This window comes from Arthrobacter sp. TJ-265, from assembly GCF_058269135.1.
The window spans coordinates 759,298-776,573 of the sequence record NZ_JBZCND010000001.1 but is presented as its reverse complement, the minus strand read 5'-3'; the positions used below and the strand labels follow the sequence as shown (position 1 = coordinate 776,573).

Below are 17,276 nucleotides of genomic sequence, written 5' to 3'. Positions count from 1 at the left end.
ACTACACTTGGACAGGGTCCAGACACGGCGTCGCGCCGATCCTGCCGACCGCACCGCGCTCAGGGCAACTTACGGAAGAGGCGTATACCAAGTGCCAGAACAGACCAGCCACCGTCTACCTGAAGAATTCGGCGGGAACGAGTGGCTTGTTGACGAGCTCTACGAGCAGTTCAAGCGGGACCGCCACTCGGTGGACCGCAAGTGGTGGGAGCTCTTCGACTCGTTCGACGCCGAGGGTGCGCCGTCGGGGAACGGCCGCAGCGGCGCGGACGCCCCGGCAGACAGGGCGACGCCGCCCGCCGTCACGAAGCCCGCCGCCCCGGCACCGGCCAGCCCGCCGTCGGCCTCCCCGTCGGCAGCGAATCCCTCCACGCGGGAACTGCCGGTCGTGAAGACCGAGACCGCGGCGCCGAAGGCCTCCGGCGAATCGCCTGCGAGCACCCAGCAGAGCGGCAAGCCTCCCGTCGCCAACGAGCCGGCGAAGAAGCCGGACTCCTCGCGCGAGGACAAGCCCGCAGCAAAGCCCATCCCCGCACAGCTTCCCGCCTCGGACCGGAACCCCGAAATGGATGAGAACAAGGTCAGCGTGCTGCGCGGCCCCGCGAAGGCGATCTCCACCAACATGGAGGCGAGCCTCAGCGTACCGACGGCGACGAGCGTCCGCGCCATCCCCGCGAAGCTGCTCATCGACAACCGTGTGGTCATCAACAGCAACCTCGCCCGCGCCCGCGGCGGCAAGGTGTCCTTCACCCACCTGATCGGGTACGCCATCATCCGCGCGCTCGCCCAGTTCCCTTCCCAGAACGTCTACTACGACGTCGTCGACGGCAAGCCGTCCGCGGTGCAGCCCGCCCACGTGAACTTCGGCCTGGCCATCGACATGCCGAAGCCGGACGGCACGCGGTCGCTCGTGGTGCCGAACATCAAGAAGGCCGAGACCATGAACTTCTCGGAGTTCTGGCACGCGTACGAGGACCTCGTGAAGAAGGCCCGCGCCGGCAAGCTCGGCGCCGACGACTACGCGGGCACCACGGTGTCCCTGACCAACCCGGGCGGCATCGGCACGGTGCACTCGGTGCCGCGCCTGTCCAAGGGTCAGGCCTGCATCATCGGCGCGGGCGCCCTCGAGTACCCCGCCGAGTTCCAGGGCTCCAGCGAGAAGACGCTCGCGAAGCACGCGATCAGCAAGACCATCACCCTGACCTCTACCTACGACCACCGCGTGATCCAGGGCGCCGGCAGCGGCGAGTTCCTGCGCATCATCCACCAGCTGCTGCTGGGTGAGCAGAACTTCTACGACGAGATCTTCGAGTCGCTGCGCATCCCCTACGAGCCCGTGCGCTGGAGCGCGGACATCCAGGTCGATCCGATGGACCAGATCAACAAGGTCGCCCGGATCCAGCAGCTCATCCATGCGTACCGCGTGCGCGGGCACCTCATGGCGGACACCAATCCGCTCGAGTACGTCCAGCGCAAGCACGCCGACCTCGACATCCGCACGCACGGCCTGACCCTGTGGGACCTCGACCGCGAATGGCCGACGGGCGGCTTCGGCGGTCAGCCGTCGCTCAAGTTCCGGGACATGCTCGGGGTGCTCCGCGACGCCTACTGCCGCACCACCGGCATCGAGTACATGCACCTGCAGGACCCCGAAGAGCGCCAGTGGTTCCAGGACGAGCTGGAGCACCCTTACTCCAAGCCCAGCCGCGAGGAGCAGCTGCGCATCCTGCACAAGCTGAACTCCGCGGAGGCGTTCGAGACGTTCCTGCAGACCAAGTTCGTCGGCCAGAAACGCTTCTCCCTCGAAGGCGGCGAGTCCCTGATCCCGCTGCTCGACGCCGTCATCTCCGGCGCGGCCGACGACGGACTCGACGAGGTCGCCATCGGCATGGCGCACCGCGGGCGGCTCAACGTCCTCACCAACATCGCCGGCAAGACCTATGCCCAGGTCTTCCGCGAGTTCGAGGGGACCCAGGACCCGCGCTCGGTCCAGGGCTCGGGCGACGTGAAGTACCACCTCGGCACCGAGGGGACGTTCACCTCCGACGCCGGCAACGAGACGAAGGTCTACCTCGCTGCGAACCCGTCCCACCTCGAGGCAGTGGACCCCGTGCTCGAGGGCATCGTCCGCGCCAAGCAGGACCTGCTGGACCAGGGTGAGACGTTCCCCGTCCTGCCGATCCTCATCCACGGCGACGCGGCCTTCGCGGGCCAGGGTGTGGTGGCGGAGACCCTCAACCTCTCCCAGCTGCGCGGCTACCGCACCGGCGGCACCATCCACGTCATCGTGAACAACCAGGTCGGCTTCACCACGAGCCCGACGTCGTCGCGCTCCTCGGTGTACTCCACCGACGTCGCGAAGATGGTCCAGGCACCCATCTTCCACGTCAACGGCGACGACCCCGAGGCCGTGGTCCGCGTGGCCCAGCTGGCGTACCAGTTCCGCCAGAGGTTCAACAAGGACGTCGTCATCGACATGGTCTGCTACCGCCGTCGCGGCCACAACGAGGGCGACGATCCCTCGATGACGCAGCCCATGATGTACAACCTGATTGAGGCCAAGCGTTCCGTCCGGAAGCTGTACACCGAGGCGCTGATCGGTCGCGGGGACATCACGCAGGAGGAAGCCGAACAGGCACTGCGCGACTACCAGGAGCGCCTCGAGCGCGTCTTCGCCGAGACCCATGCGGCGCAGACCTCCCCGATCCCGGTCATCGCCAAGGACCCGCAGGCGGTCTCGGACCTGGAACGGCCCTACGCGCAGCAGTCCGACAGCGAGGCTGCAGCCGCCCCTCAGACGGCGATCAGCACGGAGACGCTGGCGCACATCGGAGCGGCGCACACCGCGATCCCGGAGGGCTTCACGGTCCACCCGAAGCTCAAGGCACTGCTCGACAAGCGCGAGCAGATGTCCCGCGAAGGCGGGATCGACTGGGGTTTCGGCGAGATCGCGGCCTTCGGCTCCCTCCTTATGGAGGGCGTCCCCGTCCGGCTCGCGGGCCAGGACTCCCGCCGTGGCACCTTCGTGCAGCGGCACGCCGTCTTCCACGACCGCGCCACCGGGCACGAGTGGCTGCCGCTCGACGACCTCAGCGAGAACCAGGCCAAGTTCTGGATCTACGACTCCCTGCTGAGCGAATACGCGGCCATGGGCTTCGAGTACGGCTACTCGGTGGAGCGTCCCGACGCCCTCGTGATCTGGGAAGCGCAGTTCGGTGACTTCGTCAACGGCGCGCAGACCATCATCGACGAGTTCATCAGTTCCGCGGAGCAGAAGTGGGGACAGCGGTCCTCGCTCGTCCTGATGCTGCCCCACGGCTACGAGGGCCAGGGCCCCGACCACTCGTCCGCGCGCATCGAACGCTTCCTGCAGATGTGCGCCGAGGAGAACATGGTCGTCGCGAACCCGAGCAACGCCGCCTCGCACTTCCACCTGCTGCGCCGGCACGCCTACACGCGTCCGAGGAAGCCGCTGATCATCTTCACCCCGAAGCAGCTCCTCCGCCTCAAGGCGGCCGCGAGTTCGGTGGAGGACTTCACGCAGGGCACCTTCCGGCCCGTCATCCCCGACACGCTCGAGACACCAGGGAAGGACGTCGAGCGGGTCATCCTCGTCTCCGGCCGGCTCTACTACGACCTGCTGGCCTCGCGCCAGAAGCTCGACGACGGCAGGACGGCCATCGTGCGCGTGGAGCAGCTCTACCCGCTGCCGGTGGAGGAGATCAGGGCCGCACTGGACACCTACCCCGGGGCGGAGCTCGTATGGGCCCAGGACGAGCCGGCCAACCAGGGACCGTGGCCCTTCATCGGGCTCAACCTCCCCCAGGAGCTCGACCGGCCCCTCCGGCTCGCGTCGCGCCCCGCCTCGGCCTCCACGGCGACGGGTTCGGCGAAGAACCACGCCAAGGAGCAGGAACTCCTGATCAAGCTGGCGTTCGGCCGGCAATAGTAAGCCATCAGTATGATGTCGGGTGGGGCTCCGGTCCCACCCGATGTCTTTAAGGGCCTGTCAGCGGCATGCCCGGGCAGCCATGCACTTTTCGACGAGTACACCGAGGAACCAGTGGAACAACGCAGAATCCGGCTAGCAGCAGTGGGCGACGAACTCCTCGCAGGGCTCGGTGATCCGAGGGCTCTCGGCTGGCTCGGTCGCGTGATGGCGCGGACCCGACCCGACAACGTGTCCGTCGAGGCGTACAGCCTGGCCGCTCCCGGTGAGGGCACCGAGGCCCTGGCGAACCGCTGGCTGCAGGAGGCGGGGCGCCGCTTCGCCGACGGCTACGACAACCGCCTGGTGATCGGGCTGTCGGACCGCGACCTGGACCTGGAGCTGTCCACCGCGAGGAGCCGCCTCAATCTCGCGAACATCCTCGACGGCGCCTCGCAGTCGAGCGTCAAGGCACTCGTCGTCGGACCTCCCCCCGGGCTCGACCCCGAACGGAACCGCCGCCTGGCCGATCTCTCCGCCGCCTTCGGTGACGTGACCACGCGCCGCAAGCACGTCTTCGTCGACACCTTCAGCCCCCTGCTCGCCCACGAGCAGTGGCGCCATGACCTCGCGTCCAACGGCGGGACGCCGGGCCAGGCCGGCTATGGCCTGATGGCCTGGCTCGTGCTGCACCGCGGGTGGTTCCAGTGGCTGGAAGTGCCCGCGCCAGAGTAAGGCATCCACGAGCTGGAGGGCCCCGGGGACACGCTGTCCGCGGGGCCTTTCTCATTGCTCAGACGCCTTATGTTTCGCCGGGGTAACAAATGGGTTATCAGTGACTTACTGAGTGTCCGAAGGCAACGATCCTTCGCTATGCTGACCGAGTGTGATTGCCGTCACGGCGGCAATCCGCCTCGTGGGACATTGCTGCGTCCCTCGCGCCCAGCACAGTAAGGACTATCGAATGCGTAATAAGCGCACACTGACGCTCGCCGCACTGTCCATCGGAGCGCTCGCCCTGAGTGCCTGTGGATCGGCGGGCGGGACCGCCGCGGCCCCGGCCTCGGAAAGTGCCGAGGAGAACCTGGCCACGACGATCAACGTCGCGATCAGCCAGGCTCCGACCGGCTACAACGGCAATACGGCCGCCACGAACTCCGTCTACAACACCTACGTGGACAACCTGACCTCGGGCGGGTTCGCTGCCTTCACGGCGGCAGGGGAGCTCGAGGCCAACCCGGACTTCGGCTCGTACGAGAAGGTCAGCGATGACCCGCTCACCGTCAAATACACCATCAACGAAGATGCTGTGTGGTCCGACGGCGTGCCGATCGACTACGACGACGTCCTGCTCACCTGGGCAGCCCTGTCGGGCACGCACCCCACCGGTGAGAAGGATCCCGAGACGGGCGCCGAGTCGGACCTCTTCCAGGCCGCTTCCACCAACGGCTTCGCCCTGATGGACATGATCGAGGGCGAGCCGGGCGACAAGGAGTTCGAGGTCGTCTTCTCGGAGCCCTACGCCGACTGGGAAGCCCTCCTCACGCCGGGTACCCTCATGCCCGCGCACATCGCCGCCGAGCAGGGCGGGCTGTCCCCTGAGGGCGACGGCGCCGAGCTCGTCGAAGCCGTCAAGGCGACCGACATCGCAGCACTCACGCCCGTCGCCGAGTTCTGGAACACCGGCTGGGACTACGAGGTGGACCTGCCGACCCTGCCGGACACCGCGCTGCTCCCCTCGTCCGGCCCGTACAAGCTGGACAACGCGACCAACGGCACCCTGACGCTCGTGAAGAACGACCAGTACTGGGGTGAGGAGCGGGCCGGCCAGACGGACATGATCGTCTTCAAGACCGTCGTCGACGAAGAGGCCGTCCAGGCCCTCCAGAACGGCGACGTCGACGTGATCGACCCCTCCAGCCCCACGGTCGACACCAAGGCCGCCCTCGAGCAGATCGGCGAGACCGTCACGGTCGACACCGGCACCTCACTGACCTTCTCGCACATCGACCTCGACCAGCGTCCCGGCGCCGTCTTCGAGGACCTCAAGGTCCGTCAGGCCTTCAACGCCTGCACGCCCCGCGCGGACATGGTCGACAAGTTCGTGACGCCGATCGATCCCGAGGGAACGGTCATGAACCTGCGCGAGTACCAGCCCGGACAGCCCGACTACGACACGGTCCTCGACGGCGCTCCCGCCGCCCAGGGTGACGGTGCCGCGGACATCGAGGGCGCCAAGGCCCTGCTCGCCGAGGCCGGCAAGACCGAGCCCGTCAAGGTCTCGCTGATGTACGCGTCCACCAGCCAGCTGCGCGCCGACATGGTGGCACTGGTCAAGGACTCCTGCGACAAGGCAGGGTTCGAGATCATCCCGCAGCCCGAGGCCGAGTGGAGCGCCAAGCTCTCGCAGCCCGGCGCCTGGGACGCAGTGCTCTTCGGCTGGGCCGGTTCCGGCCTCGTCGCCTCCGGTGAGTCGATCTACGTCTCGGGTGGCGAGCAGAACTTCGGCGGCTACGCCGACGAGGAGGTCGACCGCCTCTGGAGCGAGATCGTCACGAACACGGACGAAGAGCAGGTCGTGCCCCTGAAGACCGAGCTCGAACAGCGTCTCGCCGAGACGCAGTACAACGTGGTGCTCTACGCGAACGCCGACATCATCGGGTCCTCCTCGAAGCTCGAGGGCGTCGAGATGAACCCGACGCAGACCGGTATCACCTGGAACGCCTACAGCTGGACGAAGCAGAACTGATTGCAGCCTTCCGCTGACGCATGAGGACGGGCAGGCCCGCGGGCCTGCCCGTCCCTGTGCCCGGCACCGCTACAGCCTGCACCGTTCCCAAGGAGCCCCCACGTGTTCTACTTCATCGCCAAACGAACGATCATCTCGTTCTTCATCATGCTTGCAGCCACCACGCTGATGTACTTCCTCACCATCTCGTCGGGTGATCCCTTCGAGGACCTCGGGGAGACCAGCGGCCCGGAGAAGGCCGCCACCATCGCCGCCCGCACAGCGGCCATGAACCTGGATGTCCCTCCCATCCCCCGCTACTTCCTCTGGTTGCAGGAGGTCGGCCACTGCCTCGTCCCCGGCGGAGTGAGCTGCACCCTCGGCATGGACCGCTCCGGTGCCGCAGTCCTCCCCCAGCTCGAGAACGCGATGGGCTCGACGCTGCGCCTCGTCGTCGTGGCGACCGTCCTCGCCCTCGTGCTCGGCGTGATCGTCGGGATCGTGACGGCGATCCGCCAGTACAGCGTCTTCGACTACTCGATCACCTTCATCTCCTTCCTGCTGTTCTCGCTGCCCCTGTTCTGGCTCTCCACGCTCCTCAAGCAGTATCTTGCGATCGACCTCAACACGTGGCTGGCCAATCCGCAGTTCTCCTATCTCACGATCGCCCTGATCGGGGTGATCGCCGGCGTCATCTGGGCGGTGGTCGTCGGTGGCGACCGGAGGCGGCGCCTGGCCACCTTCGGCATCGCTGCCGCGGCCACCGCCGTCGCGCTCTACCTCCTCCTCGTCACCGGCTGGTTCGTCAGCCCGGGACTCGGCGTCGTCGGGATGCTGGTCTCCGCCGCGGGCATCGCCGTCCTGTGGACGGCCCTCCTCGCCGGCTTCCGCCGTCGGCGCGTCCTGAACGCCGCCCTCGCGGCCGCCGGCGTCAGCTTCCTCGGCTACCTCGTCTCGCTCCTCATCCTCGATGATCCGACCTGGTTCGTCGTGCTGGCGCTCGTGATCGTCACGGCGGTGCTCGCCTACGTCGTCGCCGGGGTCGTCGGGGGCCCGTTCCGCGCCCAGGCCGCGAAGATCGGCGCCGTCATCGCGGTGTCGGTGAGCCTGCTGATCCTGCTGGACCGTCTCCTGCAGGCCTACCCGACCCTGTCCGCCAAGGCGGGAGGACGGCCCATCCCCACCACCGGCTCGCAGTCCGCCAACCTGGCGGGAACGTTCTGGGAGATCAACCTCGACTACGCGCTGCACCTGATCCTGCCGACGATCGCGCTGACGCTCATCTCGTTCGCCACCTACACCCGGTACACCAGGGCCAGCCAGCTCGACGTCATGAACCAGGACTACATCCGCACCGCACGGGCCAAGGGCCTCAGCGAGCGCACCGTCCTCGTCAAGCACGCGTTCCGCAACGCGATGATCCCGATCACCACCCTGATGGCGTTCGACTTCGCCGGTGTCCTCGGCGGCGCCGTCATCACGGAGCAGGTCTTCGGCTGGAACGGCATGGGCAAGATGTTCATCGACGGCATCAACCACGTGGATCCCGGGCCGGTCATGGCCTTCTTCCTCGTCGTCGGCACCGCGGCCGTACTGTTCAACATGCTCGCCGACATCGCCTACGCGTTCCTCGACCCGCGCATCACCCTGAGCTAGGACCCGATCATGAGCAATCACCAGAACCCGCGGGACGATTCCCGCCCGTCGGTCGAATTGTCCGAGATGACCCTGCAGAGCCAGGATACGGACATCGCCACGGCCATCCCCACCCGCGAGCAGACCGACCGCATCCGGACCACGGAGGCCAAGAGCCAGGGGCGCCTCATCCGGGAACGGTTCTTCCGGCACAAGGGCGCCCTCGCCGGCATCGCGCTCCTCACGCTGATCTTCCTCCTCGCGTTCACCTCGATCGGCTTCGCGGGCATCCCCGGCTGGTGGGACAAGGACTACGACGTCCTCGCTGACCGGTTCAACGAAGGCAAGCCCACCCTGACGCTGTGGCCGTTCAGCCTGGGCGAGCACCCGTTCGGCCAGGACGTGCTGGGCCGCGACTACTTCGCCCTGACGATGCGCGGCATCCAGACCTCGCTGATCATCGCGTTCGTCGTCGGCATCGTGGCCATGGTCATCGGCACCACGGTCGGCGCCGTCGCCGGCTACTTCCGCGGCTGGACCGAGGCCTTCCTCATGCGCATCACCGACGTCGTCATCACCATCCCGACCGTCGTCATCGCGGCCGCGGTCGCGGGCATCGTCGCCGAATACGGCATCATCCCCTTCGCCGTCTTCCTCGGCCTCGTGACCTGGACCGGCCTCGCGCGCCTGGTCCGCGGCGAGTTCCTGTCCCTGCGCGAGAAGGAGTTCGTCGAGTCCGCGAAGTCGGTCGGCGCCAGTTCCGCCCGCATCATCTTCCGCCACATCCTGCCCAACACGGTCGGCGTGATCATCGTCTCCACGACGCTCGCCATCTCCGGGGCCATCCTCCTCGAGACCGCCCTGAGCTACCTCGGCCTCGGCGTCACGGCCCCCGACACCTCCCTCGGCAAGGCCATCAACGACAACCGCTCGGCGCTCACCGTCCGGCCGTGGCTGTTCCTGTGGCCCGGCGCCTTCATCATCGGCATCGCCCTCGCCGTCAACTTCATCGGTGACGGCCTGCGCGACGCATTCGATCCCAAGCAGACAAGGGTGAAGCAGTAATGAGTTCCAGTACCGTCACCATCTCGGACGAGCAGGCATCCCCCGTCGACGGACCGATCCTCGCCGTCCAGGGCCTCGGCGTCGAGTTCAACGTCGACAACGAGTGGGTCATGGCCGCCGAGGACGTCTCCTACGAGATCCACCCCGGCGAGATCCTCGCGATCGTCGGCGAATCCGGCTCGGGCAAGAGCATGTCCTCCATGGCCCTGCTCGGGCTCCTCCCCCGCAACGGGCGCTCGCACGGCAGCGCGAAGATGCTCGGCAAGGAACTCATCGGCGCCTCGCAGGGCACGCTCCGGCGGGTCCGCGGCAACGAGATCGCGATGATCTTCCAGGAGCCCATGACCGCCCTCAACCCGGTGCTGACCGTCGGCGAGCAGATCCGCGAAGCCGTCGAGCAGCACACCGAGCTCTCCCCCACGCAGGCGAAGAAGCGGTCCATCGAGCTCCTGCGCATGGTGGAGATCCCGGAGCCGGAGCGCCGCTACGACAACTTCCCGCACCAGTTCTCGGGTGGCCAGCGGCAACGCGCCATGATCGCCATCGCCCTGGCCAACGACCCGATGCTGCTCATCGCGGACGAGCCGACGACGGCGCTGGACGTCACCGTCCAGGCCGAGGTCCTGGACCTCCTGCGCAAGCTCAACAAGCGGCTCAACAGCGCCGTGCTCCTGATCACCCACGACATGGGGGTCGTCGCCGACCTCGCGGACCGCGTCGTCGTCATGGAGCGCGGGCGGATCGTCGAGGCTGCGCCGACGGCGCAACTGTTCGCGGCCCCGGCCGAGGCCTACACCAAGCAGCTCCTCGGGTCCGTGCCCCACCTGGGCTCGAAGGTGGGCGGCGTCCTCACGGACGTCGAGGTGGTCGACGGGCACCTGAGCATCCACGAGGAGTACGCCGCGGCGACCCTGCGCGCGCGCGAATCCCACACCGCGTCCGGCGTCGTCCCGGCGCTCGAACTCACGGACGTCGACATCGAGTACCCCGGGCGCTTCCGCCAGCCGCCCTTCAAGGCGGTCTCGGGTGTCTCCCTCACCATCAACCCGGGCGAGGTCATGGGGCTCGTCGGGGAGTCGGGCTCGGGCAAGTCCACGATCGCGCGCGCCGTCACCGGCCTGATCAGGACCTCCGGGGGCCGGGTGCGGATCGGCGGCACGGACATCACGGAGCTCAGCGCCCGCCAGCTCCTGCCGCTGCGCAAGCGCTTCGCGATCGTGTTCCAGGATCCCGCGGCGTCCCTCAACCCGCGGATGTCGATCGGTGAGAGCATCGGCGAGCCGCTGTTCCTGCACGAGAAGCTGAACCGCGCGGACCTGGACAAGCGGGTCGCGTCGCTGCTGGAGGACGTCCAGCTGCCGGTCGCCTTCCGCAACCGGTACCCGCACGAGCTCTCGGGCGGCCAGCGCCAGCGCGTCGGGATCGCCCGCGCGCTGTCGCTCCAGCCCGACCTCCTCGTCGCGGACGAGCCGACGTCGGCCCTCGACGTCTCCGTGCAGGCGAAGGTCCTCGACCTGCTGCAGGAGCTCCAGCGCGAGCGGGGCTTCGCGTGCCTCTTCGTCAGCCACGACCTCGCGGTCGTCGAACTGCTCGCGAGCCACATCGCGGTGCTCAACAAGGGCGTACTCGTGGAGCAGGGCAGCACGGAGCAGATCCTGAAATATCCCCGTGACCCGTACACGCGCCGGCTGCTCGCGGCGGCGCCCGTGCCGGACCCGACGGAGCAGTCGCTGCGGCGCCGGCAGCGCTCGGCGATCCTGGCGGCAGGCGTGGCCGAGTAGCAGTCCCCGCACGACGACGAAGGACCCCTCCAAGCGGAGGGGTCCTTCGTCGTCGTGCGGGAGTCCCGCTCAGTGGCGGAAGACGATCTTCCCGAACAGGTCGCCGTCGAGCATCCGCTGGAACCCCTCGGCGGCGTCGTCGAGCGGGAGCACGGCGTCGATGACGGGCCGCACCCCGGTGGCCACCAGGAAACGCGTCAACCGGACGAGCTCGTCCCGTGTCCCCATGGTGGAGCCCAGCACGCGCAGCTGCAGGAAGAACACGCGGTTGAGGTCCGCCGAGGGGGCCGGGCCGCTCGTCGCGCCGCACGTGACCACGGTGCCGCCCGGTACGAGGGACTTCAGGGAGTGGGCCCACGTGGCCTCCCCCACGGAATCGAAGACGACGTCGACGCGCTCCGGCAGGCGGGCTCCGGCATCGAACGCCTGCTCGGCCCCGAGGTCGAGGGCCCGTTGCCGCTTCTGCCCGCTGCGGCTCGTCGCCCACACCCGGAAGCCGGCCGCGGAGGCGAGCGCGATCAGGGCCGAGGCGACCCCGCCTCCCGATCCCTGGACGAGCACCGTCGAGCCGGGGGCCGCGGGCGAGACCGTGAACAGCATGCGGTACGCCGTCAGCCACGCGGTGGGCAGGCAGGCCGCCTCCTCGAAGGACAGTTCCGCCGGCTTGGGCACCAGATTGCGCTCGGGGACCCAGACGTAGTCGGCCATCGTGCCGGGATGGCGCTCGGACAGGAGGGAGCGCTTCGGGTCGAGGGTTTCGTCACCGCGCCAGCCCTCCGAGGAGACGACGCCGTGCACGATCACCTCGTTGCCGTCGTCATCGATCCCCGCCGCGTCGCAGCCGAGGATCATCGGCAGGCTGTCCTCCCGCAGGCCGACGCCCTTCAGCGACCACAGATCGTGGTGGTTCAGGCAGGAGGCAACGACCCTCACCCGGACGAAGCCGTCCGGCGCAGCGGGGATGTCGAAGTCCCCGACGGTGAGGCCGGCGAGAGGGGTGTCCGCGGACTGGGTTGCGGCGTAGGCGGCGCGCATACACAAGCTCCTTCGATCATGGATGGTCCCCCAATCCTAGGCGGCGGGCTGTTTAGGCGACGCCCCTCGCCGTGTGGGAGACTTGGGTGCAGTTCTGCACGACTACAGAGCCTGAAGAAGAAGGAGGCAGCCATGAGCAAGCGAGCACGCAAGCGTCGCGACCGGAAGCGTGGTGGCGCGAACCACGGTAAGCGCCCCAACACCTGAGTCCAGGCGTACGAGGCGTCCTCCGACACCGGAGGACGCAGACACAGAACCTCCGGTCCCTGAAGGGGCCGGAGGTTTTGTCTTGATCGGGTGAACCGGGTTCTGTGTCTCCCGGGTCGTCAGTGGTCCACGGTCTTGAGGTGGCTGATCCGGTCGAGGATGCTCGCCTTCAGGGTCGAGGGCGCCACCTCGGTGCAGGATCGCTTCACGACGGACCGGATGACGCACTCGAGGTCGTGCTCCTCGGCGCACTGTGGGCAGTCGTTGAGGTGATCCTTGATCTCGACGAGGTCCTGGTGGGACAGCGCACCGTCCAGGTACTCGTACAGACGTTCGATCCTCGCATCGGCGCAGTCGCCCATGCTCCCGCAATCGCTCATTTCTCCATCTCCTGTTCCTTACCCTTCGCGCCCGCTGCGACCTTGGCCTTCGCGCCAGCAGCGGTGCTGGCGCCCAGCCCGCGATCACGCGCGTACTCCGCGAGATGCTCGCGGAGCAGCTTGCGGCCGCGGTGCAGCCGGGACATGACGGTCCCGATGGGCGTGTTCATGATTTCTGAGATCTCCTTGTACGCGAAGCCCTCGACGTCCGAGAAGTACACCGCGAGCCTGAATTCCTCGGGGATGGCCTGAAGCGCGTCCTTCACATCCGAATCGGGCAGGTGGTCGAGCGCCTCCACCTCGGCCGAGCGGAGCCCGAGGGAGGTGTGCTCGGCAGCCTTGGCCAGCTGCCAGTCCTCGATGGTGTCCGAGTGCGACTGGAGGGGTTCGCGCTGCCTCTTCCGATACAGGTTGATGTAGGTATTGGTGAGGATGCGGTACAGCCACGCCTTCAGGTTGGTGCCCGGCTTGTACTGGTGGAAGGCCGAGAACGCCTTGGTGTAGGCCTCCTGCACCAGATCCTCCGCATCGCTGGGATTGCGGGCCATGCGCATGGCGGCCGAGTAGAGCTGGTCGACGTACTGCATCGCATCACGCTCGAAGCGTGCCTTGCGGTCGGCTTCCGACTCCGTCGACACGTCCAACTGTGCATCTTCGGCCTGGTTGCTGCCTGCGGGGGCTGTGGTATTCATCGAGCCAAAGTCTACGCGTTCCCGCCGTTGCGACACCGTGGTGTCGACCCGCCCGGGAGACGTCGACAACTGGAAATCCGGTCTTTCGACCGTCGCGGTGCACGCACCTGTCATCCCGAATCCCTTCTCCCGTTTCCATGTCCGTTACGCCTGTTCCAACCCCTCCCCGCGTCCCCTTATTCCTGTCCCCGCACCCGCCGTGCGCGGACCGTCCCCTCCCGGCCGCGCCGCAACCCCACGCGCTCGCGGGCTCGCGGATCGTCCCCGGTGGTGGGGCATGCAAAACTAGGACCAGCGTGCTTCGTACCCGAGAAACCGATGCCCGGCCGACCCGCCGGCAACCAGGAGGCAGTTATGACCCTTGTCCGCGTAGTAGCCCGACCCTTGATCGCCAGCAGCTTCGTCGTGAGCGGCGTCGATCGACTCCGTACGGCGGGTGCCACGGCACCGCAGCTCAAGCCGGTCCTCACCGGCGTGGCGAAGATCGTCCCCTCGGCCGGCGCGATCACCGGCAACGAGAAGCTCGTGGGTCAGGTCCTCGGTGCCACGCAGGTCGGCGCGGCCATCCTCCTGGGTATCGGCCGGTTCTCCCGGGTGGCGGCGCTGCTGCTGACGGTCACCACCACGGTGAACGCGCTCGTCGACTACCGCTCGGCCGATGCATCGAGCCCCGAGGGCAAGAAGGCCCGCCGCTCGCAGCTGCTCAAGAACCTCTCGCTGATCGGCGCCGTCCTGCTCGCCGCCGTCGACACCAACGGACGCCCCGGCATCGCCTGGCGCGCCGAGCACCTCGCGACGGATGCCAGGAAGCAGCTGAAGAAGGCCGACAAGGCCGTCCGCAAGACCGCGTCCGACGTCGTCGGTTCCTAGGCTCCATGGCAGCGTCATCAGGCGGGGTGCCCCACCGGACCGGATGGAGGGCGCCCCGCCTGACCCGGCCGGTCGACGCCGACATCTCGGTTCCCGGTTCCAAGTCCCTCACCAACCGCTATCTCGTCCTCGCCGCCCTGGCGGACGGCCCCTGCCGCCTGCGCCGGCCCCTGCACTCACGTGACTCGGCCCTCATGATCGCCGCACTGCGGGCGCTCGGCGCCGTCATCGAGGAGGTCCCCGGCGACGGCGACTTCGGCCCGGACCTCCGGGTGATCCCCCTGCGGAGCGGCGGGCCGGCCTCCCGCGCCGTGGACTGCGGCCTCGCGGGCACCGTCATGCGCTTCGTGCCCCCGCTGGCCGGCCTGGTGTCCGGCACCACCACGTTCGACGGCGATCCGCACGCGCGCCGCCGCCCCATGGGCAGCATCATCGACGCCCTCCGGGGCCTCGGCCTCAGGATCGACGACGGCGGGGCCGGATCCCTCCCTTTCTCGGTGGAGGGTGAGGGCCGGGTGCGCGGCGGGCGCCTGGTCATCGACGCCTCCGCGTCCTCGCAGTTCGTGTCGGCGCTGCTGCTCGCCGGCGCGCGTTTCACGGACGGGCTGCACCTCGAGCACGTGGGCAAGCCCGTGCCCAGCCTCGACCACGTCCGCATGACCGTCGAGACCCTGCGGGCGGTCGGCGTGGCCGTCGACGACTCCGTGCCGAACCACTGGCGCGTCTCCCCCGGGCCGATCACCGCGTTCGACGCCGCCGTGGAACCCGACCTCTCCAACGCCGGCCCCTTCCTCGCAGCCGCCGTCGTCACGGGCGGCACCGTCCGTGTGCGGAACTGGCCCGAGGGCACCACGCAGGTCGGCGACGCCTGGCGGCGCATCCTGCCGCTGATGGGCGCCACGGCGGACCTCGACGGCGGGGTCCTCACCGTCACCGGCGGGGCGTCGGTCGACGGCGGGACCTTCGCCGACACCTCGGAGCTCGCCCCCACCGTCGCCGCGCTCTGCGCCCTGGCCACGACGCCGTCGACCCTCACCGGCATCGCGCACCTGCGCGGGCACGAGACCGACCGGCTCGCTGCGCTCGTCGCGGAGATCAACGGGCTCGGCGGGGACGCGGAGGAGACGGCCGACGGCCTCGTCATCCGCCCGGCACCGCTCCACGGCGGTCTCTTCAGCACGTACGACGACCATCGGATGGCCACCGCGGGCGCGATCATCGGACTCGCCGTGGACGGCGTGGACGTCGAGAACATCGGCACCACGGCCAAGACCATGCCGGAGTTCCCCGATCTCTGGACCGCCCTCGCGCGCACGGCGGGCGAGCCGGGATCCGACGGCGCGCCGCTCTCCACCGCACCCGTGGCCAGGGCATGAGCGAGACCGGCAACCGCCGCGGATCGCGGGCCTGGGACGAGTCCGACGTCCGCATCCGCCCCAACAAGAAGGGGACCCGTCCGCGGACCAAGAACCGCCCCGCCTACGAGGACGCCGAGACGGGCCGCGTCGTGACGGTCGACCGCGGACGCTACACCACCGTGGTCGACGAGGGCACGGCCGGCGAGCGGACGGTCATCGCCGCGCGGGCCCGCGAACTACGCCGCAACGCCGTCGTCGCCGGTGACCTCGTGGCCCTCGTCGGTGATCTGTCGGGCGGCCCCGACTCCCTCGCGCGGCTCGTGCGCATCGAGGAACGGACGACGGTCCTGCGCAGGAGCGCGGACGACACCGACCCGGTGGAGCGCGTGGTGGTCGCCAACGCGGACCAACTCGTGATCGTGGTCGCGGCCGCCAACCCCGAGCCGAGGACGGGCTTCATCGACCGGGCGCTCGTCGCCGCCTACGACGCCGGTATCGAACCCCTGCTGTGCATCACCAAGGCCGACCTCCGCGACCCCGCGCCCCTGCTCGCCAACTACGAACACCTGGACCTCCGCGTGATCATCAGCCGGACGGACGACAGCACAGGCATCGAGGCCACCTCCGACGACGGCGAGTCCGCGCACCTGTCCTCCACCGCCGTCGACGCCCTGAGGGAGGAGCTCGACGGACAGGTGAGCGTGCTGCTCGGCCACTCCGGCGTCGGCAAGTCCACCATGGTCAACGCCCTGACGGGTTCCACACGCGCGACGGGCGGCGTGAACGCGGTGACCGGCAGGGGGCGGCACACGTCCTCCTCCGCGCTCGCGCTGAAAGCCGCGGATGCCGCGCCCGGCACCTGGATCATCGACACCCCCGGCATCCGGTCCTTCGGGCTCGCGCACGTGGAGGCCGACAGGATCCTCAAGGCGTTCCCCGACCTCGACCCCGGGACCGAGCGCTGCGAGCGTGGCTGCCGGCACGACGACCACGCCGTCGGATGCGGACTGGACAGCTACGTGGCTGAAGGCCTCGCCGGCGACTCCGGGCCCGTGCGCCTGGCCTCGCTGCGGCGCCTGCTCAGCGCCGGGACGGCCGAGGCGCGAGGCAGCTCACACGACGCCAAGGAACTCGGACACCAGTGATCGGCCCGATCACTGGTAGGCTCGATCCTGTTGTTGTTTGCGCATTACATCTCTAAGCCTTGACCCTCCACCTGGAGTTCGACAGCTTTTTTGATAAGCGGGTAACGAACTGCACGATGAGCCCCGAACGTCGGGACGCTCTCACATGGTAAGGAAATCTCAATGGCTACTGGCACAGTGAAATGGTTTAACGCCGAAAAGGGCTTCGGCTTCATCGCTCCCGAGGACGGCGGCGCTGACGTGTTCGCCCACTTCTCCGCGATCAACTCGAACGGCTACCGTTCCCTCGAAGAGAACCAGAAGGTCAACTTCGAGACCACCCAGGGTCCCAAGGGTCCCCAGGCCGAGAACATCACCGTTCTCTGATTCCTCCGACACCGCCTGGCGGTGACGGTCAGAAAGCCACCGCGCGGCGCGAGCCCCCGGTGGCTTTCTGCTGTTCCGGGCCACTC

At 68.5% G+C, this 17,276-nt stretch carries 14 protein-coding genes; 11 read left to right on the top strand and 3 right to left on the bottom strand.

From position 1 onward, the window contains the following. Nucleotides 1–91 precede the first annotated feature (91 nt). The 6 genes from AC4D2E_RS03660 to AC4D2E_RS03635 all read left to right on the top strand — a co-directional run bounded on the left by AC4D2E_RS03660 (nt 92) and on the right by AC4D2E_RS03635 (nt 11,137). The gene (locus AC4D2E_RS03660; RefSeq protein WP_490951686.1) at nt 92–3,949 is read left to right on the top strand and encodes a multifunctional oxoglutarate decarboxylase/oxoglutarate dehydrogenase thiamine pyrophosphate-binding subunit/dihydrolipoyllysine-residue succinyltransferase subunit; all 3,858 of its coding nucleotides are present in this window, start codon (nt 92–94) and stop codon (nt 3,947–3,949) included. 114 nt (nt 3,950–4,063) lie between these two features. Further along, nucleotides 4,064–4,663 (top strand): GDSL-type esterase/lipase family protein, encoded by a 600-nt coding sequence (locus AC4D2E_RS03655; RefSeq protein ID WP_104165790.1) that lies wholly within the window; start codon nt 4,064–4,066, stop codon nt 4,661–4,663. Nucleotides 4,664–4,892: 229 nt separating this feature from the next. Continuing rightward, on the top strand, nt 4,893–6,677 hold the full coding sequence (locus tag AC4D2E_RS03650; RefSeq protein ID WP_104165792.1) for an ABC transporter family substrate-binding protein: 1,785 nt from the start codon (nt 4,893–4,895) through the stop codon (nt 6,675–6,677). Between the two features lie 102 nt (nt 6,678–6,779). Then, nucleotides 6,780–8,312: an ABC transporter permease gene (locus AC4D2E_RS03645; protein ID WP_490909686.1), complete on the top strand. Its 1,533-nt coding sequence runs from the start codon at nt 6,780–6,782 to the stop codon at nt 8,310–8,312. A 9-nt stretch (nt 8,313–8,321) separates the two neighbouring features. Beyond that, nucleotides 8,322–9,356, top strand: a complete 1,035-nt coding sequence (locus AC4D2E_RS03640; RefSeq protein ID WP_231554534.1) for an ABC transporter permease — start codon at nt 8,322–8,324, stop codon at nt 9,354–9,356. Beyond that, nucleotides 9,356–11,137, top strand: coding sequence for an ABC transporter ATP-binding protein (locus tag AC4D2E_RS03635; RefSeq protein WP_490909687.1), 1,782 nt, complete (start codon nt 9,356–9,358; stop codon nt 11,135–11,137). Before AC4D2E_RS03640 ends, AC4D2E_RS03635 begins: the two co-directional genes overlap by 1 nt. Before the next feature lie 69 nt (nt 11,138–11,206). Here AC4D2E_RS03635 and AC4D2E_RS03630 read toward each other — a convergent pair whose 3' ends face one another. Beyond that, on the bottom strand, nt 11,207–12,172 hold the full coding sequence (locus AC4D2E_RS03630) for a zinc-binding dehydrogenase (protein ID WP_490951685.1): 966 nt from the start codon (nt 12,170–12,172) through the stop codon (nt 11,207–11,209). A 132-nt stretch (nt 12,173–12,304) separates the two neighbouring features. Here AC4D2E_RS03630 and AC4D2E_RS03625 point away from each other — a divergent pair, with 132 nt between their 5' ends. Further along, a complete protein-coding gene (locus AC4D2E_RS03625) occupies nt 12,305–12,379 on the top strand; it encodes a 50S ribosomal protein bL37 (RefSeq protein ID WP_369299106.1) in 75 nt (24 codons plus the stop codon). A gap of 119 nt (nt 12,380–12,498) precedes the next feature. Here the strand turns inward: AC4D2E_RS03625 and rsrA are convergent, their stop codons facing one another. Continuing rightward, nucleotides 12,499–12,759, bottom strand: a complete 261-nt coding sequence (gene rsrA / locus AC4D2E_RS03620; RefSeq protein ID WP_104165803.1) for a mycothiol system anti-sigma-R factor — start codon at nt 12,757–12,759, stop codon at nt 12,499–12,501. Continuing rightward, nucleotides 12,756–13,451 (bottom strand): sigma-70 family RNA polymerase sigma factor, encoded by a 696-nt coding sequence (locus tag AC4D2E_RS03615; RefSeq protein WP_490951684.1) that lies wholly within the window; start codon nt 13,449–13,451, stop codon nt 12,756–12,758. Before AC4D2E_RS03615 ends, rsrA begins: the two co-directional genes overlap by 4 nt. A 354-nt stretch (nt 13,452–13,805) precedes the next feature. On the opposite strand from AC4D2E_RS03615, the gene AC4D2E_RS03610 reads away from it, so the two are divergent. The 4 genes from AC4D2E_RS03610 (at nt 13,806) to AC4D2E_RS03595 (ending at nt 17,190) form a co-directional block, all read left to right on the top strand. Then, complete coding sequence (locus AC4D2E_RS03610) at nt 13,806–14,321, top strand: DoxX family protein (protein WP_104165806.1); 516 nt, start codon at nt 13,806–13,808, stop codon at nt 14,319–14,321. Between the two features lie 5 nt (nt 14,322–14,326). After that, nucleotides 14,327–15,697, top strand: a complete 1,371-nt coding sequence (gene aroA, locus AC4D2E_RS03605; RefSeq protein ID WP_490951683.1) for a 3-phosphoshikimate 1-carboxyvinyltransferase — start codon at nt 14,327–14,329, stop codon at nt 15,695–15,697. After that, nucleotides 15,694–16,824 carry a ribosome small subunit-dependent GTPase A gene (rsgA, locus tag AC4D2E_RS03600; protein WP_490909690.1) on the top strand — a complete coding sequence of 377 codons (1,131 nt, stop codon included), beginning with the start codon at nt 15,694–15,696 and terminating at the stop codon, nt 16,822–16,824. The genes aroA and rsgA overlap by 4 nt, the downstream gene beginning before the upstream one ends. 162 nt (nt 16,825–16,986) lie before the next feature. Beyond that, a complete protein-coding gene (locus AC4D2E_RS03595) occupies nt 16,987–17,190 on the top strand; it encodes a cold-shock protein (protein ID WP_043446208.1) in 204 nt (67 codons plus the stop codon). Nucleotides 17,191–17,276 lie beyond the last annotated feature (86 nt).

Bases quoted from the DNA above. Each gene is read 5' to 3' on its own strand.
- rsrA (WP_104165803.1), bottom strand. From the start codon at position 12,759: ATGAGCGATTGCGGGAGCATGGGCGACTGCGCCGATGCGAGGATCGAA.
- AC4D2E_RS03635 (WP_490909687.1), top strand. From the start codon at position 9,356: ATGAGTTCCAGTACCGTCACCATCTCGGACGAGCAGGCATCCCCCGTC.
- AC4D2E_RS03640 (WP_231554534.1), top strand. From the start codon at position 8,322: ATGAGCAATCACCAGAACCCGCGGGACGATTCCCGCCCGTCGGTCGAA.
- AC4D2E_RS03630 (WP_490951685.1), bottom strand. From the start codon at position 12,172: ATGCGCGCCGCCTACGCCGCAACCCAGTCCGCGGACACCCCTCTCGCC.
- AC4D2E_RS03610 (WP_104165806.1), top strand. From the start codon at position 13,806: ATGACCCTTGTCCGCGTAGTAGCCCGACCCTTGATCGCCAGCAGCTTC.
- AC4D2E_RS03650 (WP_104165792.1), top strand. From the start codon at position 4,893: ATGCGTAATAAGCGCACACTGACGCTCGCCGCACTGTCCATCGGAGCG.
- rsgA (WP_490909690.1), top strand. From the start codon at position 15,694: ATGAGCGAGACCGGCAACCGCCGCGGATCGCGGGCCTGGGACGAGTCC.
- AC4D2E_RS03615 (WP_490951684.1), bottom strand. From the start codon at position 13,451: ATGAATACCACAGCCCCCGCAGGCAGCAACCAGGCCGAAGATGCACAG.
- aroA (WP_490951683.1), top strand. From the start codon at position 14,327: ATGGCAGCGTCATCAGGCGGGGTGCCCCACCGGACCGGATGGAGGGCG.
- AC4D2E_RS03595 (WP_043446208.1), top strand. From the start codon at position 16,987: ATGGCTACTGGCACAGTGAAATGGTTTAACGCCGAAAAGGGCTTCGGC.